Origin of the sequence: Mycobacterium sp. (assembly GCF_036488105.1) — a bacterium.
GTDB lineage: Bacteria > Actinomycetota > Actinomycetes > Mycobacteriales > Mycobacteriaceae > Mycobacterium.
The window spans coordinates 1-13240 of record NZ_DASXHW010000391.1; the positions used below are offsets into that span (position 1 = coordinate 1).

At 64.2% G+C, this 13240-nt stretch carries 12 protein-coding genes; 6 read left to right on the top strand and 6 right to left on the bottom strand.

All coding sequences use genetic code 11. From position 1 onward, the window contains the following. Positions 1-24: 24 nt before the first annotated feature. The 6 genes from VGH54_RS20730 to VGH54_RS20755 form a co-directional block, all read right to left on the bottom strand. A complete protein-coding gene (locus VGH54_RS20730; protein ID WP_331513962.1) occupies positions 25-516 on the bottom strand; it encodes an aromatic-ring-hydroxylating dioxygenase subunit beta in 492 nt (163 codons plus the stop codon). Then, positions 513-1823, bottom strand: a complete 1311-nt coding sequence (locus VGH54_RS20735) for an aromatic ring-hydroxylating dioxygenase subunit alpha (RefSeq protein WP_331513963.1) — start codon at positions 1821-1823, stop codon at positions 513-515. Before VGH54_RS20735 ends, VGH54_RS20730 begins: the two co-directional genes overlap by 4 nt. Beyond that, a complete protein-coding gene (locus VGH54_RS20740; protein WP_331513964.1) occupies positions 1820-2656 on the bottom strand; it encodes an alpha/beta hydrolase in 837 nt (278 codons plus the stop codon). The genes VGH54_RS20735 and VGH54_RS20740 overlap by 4 nt, the downstream gene beginning before the upstream one ends. Continuing rightward, a complete protein-coding gene (locus VGH54_RS20745; RefSeq protein ID WP_331513965.1) occupies positions 2653-3729 on the bottom strand; it encodes an extradiol ring-cleavage dioxygenase in 1077 nt (358 codons plus the stop codon). Before VGH54_RS20745 ends, VGH54_RS20740 begins: the two co-directional genes overlap by 4 nt. Beyond that, the gene (locus VGH54_RS20750; RefSeq protein WP_331513966.1) at positions 3635-4711 is read right to left on the bottom strand and encodes an amidohydrolase family protein; all 1077 of its coding nucleotides are present in this window, start codon (positions 4709-4711) and stop codon (positions 3635-3637) included. Before VGH54_RS20750 ends, VGH54_RS20745 begins: the two co-directional genes overlap by 95 nt. A 153-nt stretch (positions 4712-4864) precedes the next feature. Further along, a complete protein-coding gene (locus tag VGH54_RS20755; RefSeq protein WP_331513967.1) occupies positions 4865-5596 on the bottom strand; it encodes a FadR/GntR family transcriptional regulator in 732 nt (243 codons plus the stop codon). Positions 5597-6693: 1097 nt separating this feature from the next. Between VGH54_RS20755 and VGH54_RS20760 the strand changes: the two genes are divergently transcribed. The 6 genes from VGH54_RS20760 to VGH54_RS20785 all read left to right on the top strand — a co-directional run. Next, positions 6694-7464: an ABC transporter permease gene (locus tag VGH54_RS20760; RefSeq protein ID WP_331513968.1), complete on the top strand. Its 771-nt coding sequence runs from the start codon at positions 6694-6696 to the stop codon at positions 7462-7464. 9 nt (positions 7465-7473) lie between these two features. After that, complete coding sequence (locus VGH54_RS20765; protein ID WP_331513969.1) at positions 7474-8328, top strand: ABC transporter permease; 855 nt, start codon at positions 7474-7476, stop codon at positions 8326-8328. Position 8329: 1 nt separating this feature from the next. Next, entirely contained in the window at positions 8330-9748 is a 1419-nt protein-coding gene (locus VGH54_RS20770; protein WP_331513970.1) for an MCE family protein, read from the top strand. Between the two features lie 45 nt (positions 9749-9793). After that, entirely contained in the window at positions 9794-10822 is a 1029-nt protein-coding gene (locus VGH54_RS20775) for a virulence factor Mce family protein (protein ID WP_331513971.1), read from the top strand. Then, positions 10819-12141 carry an MCE family protein gene (locus VGH54_RS20780; RefSeq protein ID WP_331513972.1) on the top strand — a complete coding sequence of 441 codons (1323 nt, stop codon included), beginning with the start codon at positions 10819-10821 and terminating at the stop codon, positions 12139-12141. Before VGH54_RS20775 ends, VGH54_RS20780 begins: the two co-directional genes overlap by 4 nt. Further along, on the top strand, positions 12141-13240 hold a 1100-nt coding region (locus VGH54_RS20785), incomplete at its 3' end, for a virulence factor Mce family protein (protein ID WP_331513973.1). The genes VGH54_RS20780 and VGH54_RS20785, both read left to right, overlap by 1 nt.

Below are 13240 nucleotides of genomic sequence, written 5' to 3' on the forward strand. Positions count from 1 at the left end.
CGGTCCGGCCGCACAGTACGTCGCTCATAGGATGATCGCCACGTCGCCGACTTCCCGCAGGTCCGTCATGTCCAGTTCTGCGCGCTTAGCGGCAATGCGCAAGCCGTCGTCGGTTCGTCGCAGCCGGTAGCGGTACCGGCCGACATAGCAGCTTGATCGGCCGGCCCGGAATCGCCAGACCGTGAACGATGCGGTGACAGAGATGGTGTCATTCGACTCGTCTACCCGCACGTTGAACACTTGATGATTGGTGCGGGAATGTGGGTACTCGCGGTGGGCGCGTCGGCTGCTGAGTCGTTCGACTCTGGCCGTCAACCGCATGTAGTTGTCGTCGATAAGCATCAGATCGTGCGCAGGATCGCCGTCGAGCGCGTCGTTAGAAGGCACCTCGTACTTGGCGTCCTCATCGAAAAGCTGCAGCCACGCCTCGAGCGCCCACGAGTCCAGTAGTGCCGCCTCGGCGTAGAGGAAGTCCTCAATCTGCTGACGGGACACCGCGACGCTCGCCGCGGTCATTGGGCACCCGCCAGGTCCGCTGCGGCACCCATCTGGTGCTGCCAGCGCCGCCAGAACGCGCGCATTTGTTCCTCATCGTTTGCCTTCGGAACGCGCCCCATGCCGCGGGAGATGTCATTCCATTCGACGCCGCCGCTGGCGAAGCCCTGTTGGCAGGATTCCAACGCCTCCAGATCGTCAGGTGTGGCGAAGCCGCCCGGGCCGAGGAAAGTCAGGAAGCTGTCGAGCCGGCGGTGACGGAGGGGAGCCGGTTCGTCGGTGGGGGCTAGGGCCCATGCGGTGACGTCGACGGCGTCGGGCGCCGACGGATACAGGGTCCGTACCGTCACGGCCATAATGTCGTTGATGATCAGGTTCGGATAGATCAACAGGTTGCGGTTAACTTCGGTCATGGCGTGTGCGCGCTCCTCGCCATGGCGCGCAACCAGATCCGCCCGCAGCCGCTCGATTTCGGTGCGGGCTTCCTCGCCGAACAGCGGCTCCCACTTGGCAACCGGACGTCCCCACGGGGAACTGTATTCGATCACCGCGTGACCGTTGCCGAGGTCAACTTCTCGACCGCTGACGCCTCCGCGCAGGTCGGTACCGATAGACACCAGGTACTTGAAGTAGGTGTCATGGGTGGATTCGGCGTGGTAGCCGTCGAAACTGTTTTCCACCAATAGCTTCCAGTTGGCTGAGAAGCTGTACTGGTTGGTGCCGCGGACCATTTCGACCGATCCGCCGCAGCCGTCGACGACAAGGTCGATGTAGTCCTTGGCGCCGGCCAGATAGCTGGGCAAGTCAACGATGTCGGGGTCGAAGCTGGCGAAGACAAAGCCCCGATAGGACTCGACCCGCGCCACTCGCTTGAGTCCCAACTCGTCAAAGTTCACCCCGCCGGCATACGCGTCGCGGTCCGGCACACCCTTGAGTCGACCTTCGGAGTCGAAGGTCCACGCGTGGTAGAAACACTGAAATACCTTGGAGTTGCCCGAGTCCTGCCGGCAGACGAGCGCGCCGCGATGTGTGCAGGTGTTGTGGAACACGTTGACGTTACCGGTATTCGTCCCGCGCACCATAAAGAGCGGCCGCCCGCCCACCGGCCGCCGCACAAAGTCGCCCGGTTCCGGGATCTCGGATTCGTGGCCGACGTACAGCCACGACCTGGCGAAGATGCGCTCGATTTCGGCCCGATGGATATGCGGCGAGGTCATCGCCGAGCGATGCACCCGGAACCGTTGGGCTACCGGGTCGTCGTCGACGATCGGCAGTTGCGCGGGCACATCGGCTTGTTGGGGGCGCCGAGTCTCGATGCCGGCGCTCATGACCGGCCGAGGTAATCGGTAACCACAGCTGAGAACTCGTCTGCGCGCTCAACTTGGGTCCAGTGGCCGCAACCGCTGAACACATGCAGATCGGCGTTGGGCAGTAGCCCGAGCATCGTGACCGAGACTTGAAGGACAACCACTTTGTCCTCGCGGCCATGAATGAGCAGTGTCGGGGTGGTGATGGCTCGCACCTCGTTGTCGGTGATACCGAGGTCGGATCCGGTGTGCCGCGGGTCGAAGAACATGGCACGGTAAGCCTCGTAGGCGCCGTCGGCGATGCTGGCCTCATACCGGATCTTGACAAGGTCGTCGCTGATCATTGCCGGATTGACCGCGAAGTAATTGCGCAGCAATTCGCGCATTGCGCCATACGACGGCTCGTACGCGCGTAGCGCGGCAAGCCCCTCGGTGGGAGTCATACCCGCGCCCGGTGTGCCCATCAGCACCATTTTGACGATCCGGTCCGGCTGGTCGGTAGCCATCTGCAGTGCGATGCGCCCGCCCAGCGAATTGCCGATGACCCTGGTCTTCTCGATGCCGTGTGCGTCCATAAATGCCCAGACGTGATCGGTCCAGGTGCGCAGCGAGTAGACGACGTCTTCGGGCCGCTCGGTGGCGCCGAAGCCGACGATGTCGGGTGCAAGCACGTGGAAGCGGTGCGCCAACGTCGGTATGTTGAGCTGCCAGTTAGCGAGCGCCGAAACCCCGGGGCCGGATCCGTGCAGCATGAGGACTGTCTCCCCGGAACCGGCCTCGAGGTAGCTGGTTTCGATACCTCCGGCATCGATCGTCCTTGGCTCAAATGTGATCCGTGCGACTATCGACGTCATCGTGTGCCTCCTTCCGTGAACGCTGCGAAACACTTGTTGGAGTTGAAGACATCGGTAGTGATGAGCTCCGACCAAGAAAGGTCCAAGCCGAGCTCGTCGACAGCTCCCGTCAGGCAGAACCAGTTGAGCATCTCGTGCTGGCCGGAGTCGACGATGTCGCGGCTCGGGGTGGCCTGCCACGTCTGGTAGTCGCGGTCGACGAAAAGCTGATAGAGGCGACGGTCCGCGTCGGTGTCAGGAGTGATGTGCCAGGTTTTGTCAGTGAGAAATGCGTGCGACCAGCTCGACGAAGCAACCAGTGCAACCCGTAAGTCGGTGTCGCGGAACGCCTGTGCGACGGCGCGCCCCAGTGCGAAACAGCGGGCGGGCGTCGGCCCGGACGGGTCGAGGCGTTCGTCGGCGATGGCGGCGAAGCGTGCCAGGCCGCCCTGGCGTGCGATTGCGTGCTGCCCGTAGCAGTTGACCGTGATGGGGATCAGCCGATAGTTGAAGTGCGACCCGGCGTTTGGGTAGTCAAGGAACAGCTGGGTGTTGAGGATTGCATGCGGAAAAGGTGCGTCGCTGCGCTTTCGGTAGGAGTAGGCGATATCGAATCCTCTGCCGATGAGTTCGTCGGTGAGTCTGCGGGCCCCGTCCGCGTCGCCGTGCAACGTGATGGTTGCGTCGTCGGGCAGACTCCATGCGTTTGGGCTGCCGCGGCGCGTCATCAACTCGAAGGGGTTGACCTCGACATCGCTGTAGGCGAGGACGCAGAACGGCGGGATGACCTCTTCGCGAAAGTTTTCGTACTGGTCGTCACCCCACACCACCACGACATCGGGTGCGAACTCGTCGAGGGCGTCGCGGCTTCGAGCAAGGTTCTCCACCAACAGCTTTCGGTGATGCGCTGCTGCGGCAGCTCCGCCGTCGTTGCCCCATTCGGCTTGCATCGACGCGGACCAGGTGGCAGGGTCCTTCGCCTCGGCGGGAATGTCGGGGTCAGTTAGCGTCCAGCGCAACAGGTCCGCCATGTGCTCGTCGGTGCCGGCCAGTAGCGGATAGTGGGTCATGCCCAGACCCAGGAAGTGCGCCATAGTGCTCCTCCAAATTGGTGCGGCAGATCCTGCGACGCAAGTCAGCGGGCAGGGTGGTGACGATGTCGTCAAGAGACTGCGGCATCGCCGCAAACGGGTAGTCGGATCCGAAGACCACGTGGTCGGTACCGAACACGTGGACTGCTGCCGTGAGCGCGTCATGGTTGTAGGTCAGGCAGTCACACCACAGTTGTCGGGCCAGCCGACTCGGTAAGTCGGATGAATCGACAGAGACGCCAGTGATCGTGGCCCCTTTGTCGAGTCGTCCGATGATCGCCGGCAGCGCGCCGCCGCCGTGCGCCAGGCAGATTCGTACTCCCGGCCGGCGTGCGAGCGCGCCGCTCGTGATCAACGCCGCCGCGGCGAGTGCCGTCTCGATCGGCATCCCGGCACCGAAGCCCAATCCGAGTGCGGCGACTCGGGGTGGTAGATCCTGATCGCTGGGATGGACCAGGACCAAAGCGCCGAGTTCATGCGCGACCGCAAAGAACCGGTCCAAGCTGGGGTCGGCAAGTTCGTTATCTCCTACCCGCGTGCCGATCTCGACACCGAGAAACCCCGGGTGACGCATGCTCCGGCGCATCTCGTCGACAGCTCGGTCGGGGTTCTGCAAGGCGACGGCCCCCAGCGCGGCAAAGCGCGTTGGGTGCTCGAGGGTGATTCGGGCGAAGAACTCGTTCTGCGCTGTTGCCAATTCCGCGGCGCCGGCCGCCGATGCGTCGTAGCAGAACGTCACCGGAATTGGCGAAAGCACCTGCATCGCAACGCCTTCGCGGTCCATGTCAAGGATCCGCGCTTCCGGTGACCAGCAACGGTGATCGATGGGGCGGTAGGAAACCCCACCGAACTGGAGTTGCGCTTCGGTCTCGCCGGTGCGCTCAACGCCGGGCCAGCGATCGTGCGGATAGGCGCGTCGCAGGTCGGGCAGATCGACGTCGATGGCGTGGGTGTGGACATCGACGAGGCCGGCGGGTTTGGTCAATTGAACGTTGATGATCGGCTCCGCGCAACGGGATGAGGGTCGGGCTCCACCTACGATAGCTATTGTGCATACATAATTCAAGATGTATATGCACAATGGATCGCAAGCTGGCGGCACCGCTCCCTGAGCAGGCAAGGAAGTGCCGAGAGCTGGTCAGGGGTGCTGCGGTGTGCTGGGCGTGCGGTCCGGGTCGTCGGCGCGGATCAGATCCTGATCGTGGCGGTTGATGGCTTCGACGAAAGACGTCTGATCGCGCAGGGCGATAGCGGCCACGATGTCGTCGTGCACGTCGAGGCTCGTGGCGAGCAGCGGCTCGTGATTGTGGACGAACATCACCCGGCTCAGCACGGCTTTGATGCTGGTCACGACAAGCTGGTGCATGCCCTCCAGGACGGGGATGTGGGCGGCCGCCGCGACGACGCCGTGAAACGCGAGGACGGCGTCGAAGTACTCCAGCGCACCGGTACTGGCCCGCATCGTGACCATCGCCGATCGCATCGCAGCGACGTCGTCGCTAGTCGCACGCTCGAAAGCCGCCTTGGTCATGCCGAACTCCAGGTACAACCGGGCTTCGAACAAGTCCAGGGGATGCGGGGTGGAAGGCTGGAACGATAAATCCAGCGCCCCGACACGAACCTGCGTGGGCGCACTCGCCACCGTGATCCCGCCGCCTGGTCCGGGTCGAACCGTAATTAGGTCGCGATCGCGCAAAATCCGCAACGTCTCATTCATCACCGTTGGGCTGATGCCGAAGCGGTCCATGATCTCCGAGCGGCGTCCTAGATGGGCCCCGACCGGAAGGCGCGCACTGAGGATCTCGTGTTCCAGATCGGCTGCGACGCGCTCGGCCCGAGAGGACCGGAGTGCAGGCTCGCGACGTTGCACGCGCAGCCTCCTTCGGATCGCCGCCAGCGCCGCGGTGGCGCCGCACAGCAAGTTTCTCAGATGGAATCGATGTGAGGAGTCCGATCGATGGACCGACCGGCTGGCCGAGCAGCCCTACCGCGCTGTCCGCGACATCCTGGTGCGACACCGCGACGACCACGACGCCGCGGTCACGGCTTTCCGGTGGCCTAGCGGGGTCGACTCGCGGCTCGCGAAAACTCTTGCGAGCCAAACGATCTGACGGATGCATATTACGACCGGTGAGCCGGGTGCACTTCGCCACGGGCGATATGCTCTGCGGCCCAAGATCACCCGATGCCCAGATACCGCCACCTTGGCACCTGACTCCCTCTTGGTCGAGCAGTTACCGGACTGATCATCTCGATAGCGTTCGATCATGCCGCCGGCATGCATTGACCGTCTCCGCCTATTCATGGGGCGCTCGCGCCCGCGATCGTGGGCGGCGATCAGCATGTGCCGCACCTATCGCTATCGCCTTGTCCGCGTGTGGGATCCGAACAAGCCACAACTGGCGTGGACCACGCTCACCGCGTCCGACGCTGACGATCACCGCTGCATCGGCTTCGCCCGCGTGTGGCCCGCGCCGCGCGCCTGTGGCAGTAGGGTACTTGGCGCCTTGTTCAACGCGTGCACAGCAAACCACACGCGGTCGGCCGAAAAACCGGAGACTGACCCTGAAGAGGGACCCATAATCCCTCTTGGTGGAGCAGTCACCGTAATGAGAGCGTCGATATCGTTCCCGCCATGCCGCTGGCCGAGCATGACTATCCGCAGCTGCCGACTCGGGGTGTCCTCGCTGTGGCAGTGCCGTCGGGCATACCGCGACGCGACGCGGTTCGCACACGCGGTGCAGCCCGTCGAGAACCCGGCATAACCGGTCGCCGGTTCCCGTGTCGCCAGCGGGGATTACTGGTGGGCCGACGAAGCGTACGCCGACGAGCGTTCACGGCCGAACTTGCGGTGCACCCACGTGACGACCGGGTCGTTCGTCAAAACGTGTGTGCGATTCTCCCGCAACCGATACTGTCGTCGCACCAAGGGCGGGGAGGCCCTGGCGGGACAAACAGGGGGCCCGAATGGTGACGGTGTATCGGGTCACCAAGCCCGTCCGCGTGATGGGTGGCTTCTTTGCGATGGCGCTGGACGGCATGGTGCTGACGTTCACGCCGCCGTTCGCCTGGCGTGAATACCTACTTCAGACTTGGTTCGTGGCGCGGGAGTCGATGCTGCCGGCGCTGATGATGACCCTTCCGTACTCAGTAATCCTGACGTTCATCTTCAACATTCTGCTGACCGAAATCGGTGCCGGCGATTTCTCCGGAACCGGCGCCGCGATCGGCACCGTGAACCAGATCGCTCCCATCGTCACAGTGCTGGTGATCTCCGGCGCGGGCTCCACCGCGATGTGCGCCGACCTGGGAGCGCGGACCATCCGCGAAGAGCTCGACGCGATGCGGGTGCTCGGCATCAACCCCGTCCAGAGGCTGGTAGTCCCGCGTGTGCTGGCGGCCACCACAGTGGCTTTGGCGCTGGAATCCGTGGTCACCGTGGTGGGTCTCGCCGGCGCGTTCTTTTTCACCGTGTATGTCCAACATGTCTCGGCGGGTGCGTTCGTGACCGGGCTGACGACGCTCACCGGCATTGCCGACGTCCTCGTCTCGATGGTCAAGGCGACGCTATTCGGGTACGCGGCAGGCATGATCGCCTGCTACAAGGGCATCTCAGTCGGCGGTGGTCCGGCCGGTGTCGGCAACGCGGTCAACGAGACCGTGGTGTACACGTTCATGGTGTTGTTCGCGATTAACGTCCTCGTGACCGCCGTCGGTATCCAGTTCACGGTGTCATGAGGTGAACCCATGACGCTTACCGTTCCGAGCGGGCTCCATCCGCGGCTGCAGCGCGCCACGAACGTTCTGGTCCGCGAGTGGAATCGGATCGGATCGCAGATGCGGTTCTATGCCACGACGCTGGGTTCGATTCCCGATGCTGTCGTCAACTACCGGACCGAGTTGCTGCGGCTGATCGCGGGAATGGGGTTGGGTACCGCAGCGCTCGCGATGATCGGCGGGACCGTCGTGATCGTCGGCTTCCTGACGATGACCACCGGCGCCTTGGTGGCGGTGCAGGGCTACAACCAGTTGGCGTCCGTCGGTATCGAAGCCCTCACCGGGTTCGCGTCGGCGTACTTCAATGTCCGGCTCATCGTGCCTGGAACCGCCTCCGTCGCCTTGTCGGCGACCATTGGTGCCGGTGCTACTGCTCAGATGGGTGCGATGCGGATCAACGAGGAGATTGATGCGCTCGAGGTGATCGGTATCCGCAGCGTCAGCTATCTGGCGTCCACCCGGGTCGTCGCCGGGGTCGTCGTGGTCATCCCGCTGTACTGCATTGCAATCATGATGGCGTTTCTGGCCTCCCGCGCCGGCACCACCTCCGTTTACGGCCAGGGCTCCGGTGTCTACGACCATTACTTCAACACGTTCCTCAGTCCCCGCGACCTGATCTGGTCGTTCTTCCAGGTGGTGGCGATCACGGTCGTCGTCATGCTGGTGCACACCTACTACGGGTATACGGCGCACGGCGGGCCGGCCGGGGTCGGTGAGGCCGTGGGCCGGGCCGTGCGTACCTCGATGGTGGTCGCGGCGGTGGAGATCGTGCTGATCACGCTCGCCGTCTACGGCCAGTCCGGCAACTTCCACCTGGCGAGCTGACATGGCACAACGCAGGCCAGGAGAACACCGCATCCCCACCGCCTGGTGGACGGTGGTCCTGTTCGCGGCGGTCGGCGTGTTCCTGTTCGTGACTTTGGGGGCGTTCAGCGGGCTGGGCAGGTCGTATGTGCCGGTGACGCTGGCATCGGATCGAGCGGGGCTGGTACTGGAGACCAACGCCAAGGTCATGTTGCGTGGCGTCCAGGTCGGCCGGGTCAGCCAGATCGGAGGTGGCAAGAACCAGGCCAGCTTGAGGCTGGAGATCGACCCTGACCAGATCCGGTATATCCCGGCCAACGTACAGGCACAGATCAATGCCACCACCGCGTTCGGTGCCAAATTCGTCGACCTGATGTATCCGCCGAACCCGAGTCCTGCGCGGCTGGCCGCCGGTGCGGTGCTGCATTCGAAGAATGTCAGCACCGAGATCAACACGGTCTTCGAAAATGTTGTCGACCTGCTCAACATGGTCGATCCGCTCAAGCTGAACGCGGTGCTGAGCGCGGTGGCCGAAGGTGTCCGCGGACAAGGGCAACGGATGGGCGAGGCTACCACCGACCTCAACCAGGTGTTGCTGGCACTCAACGCGCGTAGCGACACCATCCGCCAGGACTGGCGCAAGCTCGGCGACCTCAGCAACACCTACGACGCAGCCGCCCAGAACATCCTGACCATCTTGAACGCCGCCAGCACCACCAGCAGCACCGTCGTGAATCATCAGAAGGCGCTGGACGACTTGCTGCTCAACACCATCGGCTTTGCACAGGCAGGGACCGACTTGCTCGGCCCGAGCAAGGACAACTTCGTCGCAACGGTCAACACCCTGGAACCGACGACGAACCTGCTGCTCAAGTACAGCCCCGAGTACACCTGCTTCCTACAGGGCGTCACCTGGTATCTCAACAACGGGGGCTATTCGGCGTTCGGCGGCGCCGACGGCCGGACGCTTCAACTCGACGTCGCTTTGTTGCTGGGCAACGACCCGTACCTCTATCCAGACAACCTGCCCATTGCGCAGGCCAAGGGTGGGCCCGGCGGACAGCCGGGGTGCGGGTCGCTGCCGGATGCCACGAAGAACTTCCCGGTGCGCCAGCTCGTCACGAACACCGGTTGGGGAACCGGGCTCGATATCCGGCCCAACCCAGGCATTGGGCGTCCCTGCTACGGGTCATACTTCGGGGCCACCCACCCGTGGCCGGAGCCGCCGCAGGCGAGGCTCGATGACCCGGCCTCGGCGACGAGCAGACGCTTCCGTGCTTGCCTCCCCGGAACGGCGGTCGGGCCACAGCCAACGCAAGGGTTTGCGACGCCGCCGTACGGCGCGCAGCTCTACGGGCCGGGCGGGGTGCCGCTGTTTCCCGGGGTACCGCCGGCACCGCCGGCACCGCCGCCGCCGGCAACGGGTCCGCCGCCACCCTGACCGCCGTTGTGACCGCCGACGATCCACAGACGCAGGAGAGAAGCTATGAAGGAAAACCTCAGAGGCACCGTTGTGGGCCTGGGCATTTTCCTGACCGTTTGCCTGCTCTCGGCGTTCCTTTTGGTTTCGGTGTTCGCCCAGGTTCGGTTCGGCGCAGGCAACACCTACTACGCCGAGTTCAACAACGTGACCAATCTGAGGAAGGGCAAGCTGGTCCGGATCGCCGGGGTGGAGGTCGGCAAGGTCAAGAACATCTCCATCAATCCGGACGCGACGTTGCGGGTCGAGTTCACCGCCGAAAAATCAGTCACCCTCACCGAGGGAACCCGGGCGGTGCTGCGGTACGACAACCTGTTCGGCGACCGCTACCTGGCGCTCGAAGAAGGGGCCGGGGGGCTCAAGACGCTTAGGCCAGGTCAAACGATCCCGCTGTCACGCACCGAACCCGCGCTGGATTTGGATGCGCTGATCGGCGGCTTCCGCCCACTGTTTCGGGCGCTGAACCCGGACCAGGTCAATGAGCTGAGCAAACTGTTCATCCAGGCATTTCAGGACGAGGGACCCACGATCGGGACGTTTCTGAACCAGGCGGCCGCGGTGACCAACACGTTGGCCGACCGCGATCTGCTGATCGGACAGGTGGTCGACAACCTTAATGTGGTGCTGGGGTCGCTGGGCGGTCAGAGCGACCGATTGGACAAAGCGGTGACGTCGCTGTCCCAGTTGGTTCACGGCCTGGCCGCCCGCAAAACCGACATCTCCAACGCGGTGGCCTACACCAACGCCGCGGCCGGCTCAGTCGCCGACCTCATGTCGCAGGCCCGGCAGCCGTTCCGGAAAGTGGTCCAGCAGACCGACCGGGTCGCAAACATTGCGCTGGCCGACCATGACTACCTCGACAACCTGATCAACACGCTGCCGGACAAATACCGGGCGCTGGACCGCCAGGCGATGTACGGCGACTACTTCAGCTTCTACTTCTGCGACGTCGTGCTCAAGCTCAACGGAAAGGGCGGCCAGCCGGTGTACATCAAGGTCGCCGGTCAGCCCTCGGGACGGTGCACGCCAAAATGAAATTGTTCTCTGAACGCAACCCCATGATCATCGGCGCCGTTGGCCTCACCGCCGTCGCTGTCGTTGTGCTGGCCGCGCTGGAGTGGCAGAAGCTGCCCTTTCTCAACCCGGGCAGAAACGTCTCCGCGTATTTCGCGGACGCCGGCGGGCTGAGGACCGGCAATGGTGTCGAGATCTCCGGTTTTCCGGTGGGAAAGGTGTCCAGCATCGAACTCGACGGGTCCGGCGTGCTGGTGAAGTTCAAGGTCTCCAAAAACGTTCGTCTGGGCGACCGCGCTGAGGCGGCGATCAAAACCAAAGGCCTCCTGGGCAGCAAGATCCTCGACATCACACCCCGCGGCGAAGGCCAGCTCGAGGGCACCATCCCGATGGATCGGACGGTGTCGCCCTACCAGCTGCCCGACGCTCTTGGCGACCTGGCCACCACGATCAGCGGCCTGAACACCGACCAGCTGTCCGGATCGCTGGCCACCTTGGCGAAAACCTTTGCCCATACGCCGCCGGATCTGAGGAACGCGTTACAGGGGGTGGCGAGGTTTGCCCAAACACTCGACGAACGCGACGCCCACCTCCGCACCCTGCTCGACAACGCGGCCAAGGCGACGGGAGTGTTGGCCAAGCGCACCGACCAGGTGGTCAGCCTGGTGAAGGACACCAATGCGCTGCTGGCGCAGCTGCGGACGCAGAGCGCGGCCCTGGACCAGATCTGGATGAATATTTCCGCGGCGTCGCGGCAACTGCAGGGATTCATCGCCGAGAACCGGCAGGATCTGCGGCCCGCACTGGACAAGCTCAACGGGGTGTTGACGATCATCGACAACCGCAAGGAGCGCCTGCAGAAGGCCATCCCAATGGTCAACGCCTATGTCATGTCGCTTGGCGAGTCGGTTGCGTCGGGCCCGTTCTTCAAGGCATACGTGGTGAACCTGCTGCCGGGCCAATTCGTGCAGCCGTACATCAATGCCGCATTCTCCGACCTGGGGCTGGACCCGGCCACGTTGCTGCCGTCGCAGCTGACGAACCCGCCGACCGGTCAGCCCGGGACTCCACCATTGCCGATGCCGTACCCGCGGACCGGCCAGGGCGGCCAGCCGCGGCAAAATCTGCCCGACGCGATCACCGGCAACCCGGACGACCATCTGTGCGGTGTGCCCGGCGTGGCGTTGCCCGGTCCTGGCTGCTACCCCTATCGGCAACCGCCGCCGGCCCCGCCGCCCGGCGGTCCGCCGCCGGGGCCGCCCCTTGTTCCTATTCCCGCACCGACGCCCGCGCCGGTCATTGTGAACGACCCCGCGACGCGACCGGGAGGCCGCCCGTGATGGGCTGGCTGCGAAACAACTCCCGCGTGGTGCTCGCGAGCACCCTGGTCCTAGTGCTCGTTGCCGGGTTGTTCGTCGCGATGCGAGCCAGCGATCAGGTCGCCCGCACAGTGGTGGTCGGCTACTTCGACAACAGCAACGGCGTGTTTCCCGGCGACGACGTGCGCATCCGGGGCGTGCCAGTGGGCAAGGTCGAAAAGATTGAACCGCAGCCCCTGCGGTCCAAGATTTCTTTCTGGTTCGATCGCAAGTACAAGGTTCCCGCCGAAGCCAAGGCGGTAATCCTGTCGCCGCAGCTGGTGACGGGTCGGGCCATCCAGCTGACCCCGCCCTACACCGGCGGGCCCACGATGGGCGACGGCGCGATCATTCCCCAGGGGCGCACGGCGGTGCCGGTCGAGTGGGATGACTTGCGAGAGCAACTCCAGCGCGTCACCGAGTTGCTGAAGCCCACCCAGCCCGGCGGCGTGAGCACGCTGGGTTCGCTCGTCAACACCGCCGCCGACAACCTGCGCGGGCAGGGCCCCACCATCCGCGACAGCATCATCAAACTGTCGCAGACGATGTCCGCACTCGGTGACCACAGCAAGGACATCTTTGCCACGTTCAAAAACCTGTCGACGCTGGTGACGGGACTGCACGATAGTGCCGATCTGCTCGAACAGCTGAACCGCAACCTGGCCGCGGTCTCGTCGGTGCTGGCCGACAATCCGAACAAGGTCGGTCAGACGGTGGAGAGCCTCAACGGGGTCCTGAACGACTTGCAGAGCTTCGCCGCAGACAACCGTGAGGCCATCGGAACCACGTCGGACAAGCTGGCGTCGATCACCACGGCGGTGGTCCAGAGCCTCGACGACATCAAGCAGCTGCTGCATATCGGCCCGACGGTATTGCAGGACTTCAACAACATCTTCGAGCCGGCCAACGGTTCGCTGACCGGCGCGCTGGCGATCAACAACTTCGCCAACCCGATCGCCTTCCTCTGCGGAGCGGTGCAATCCGCCTCCCGGCTCGGGGCCGAGCAAGCGTCGAAACTGTGCGCGCAGTACCTGGCGCCGATTTTCAAAAACCGCCAGTACAACTTCCCGATGCTTGGAGA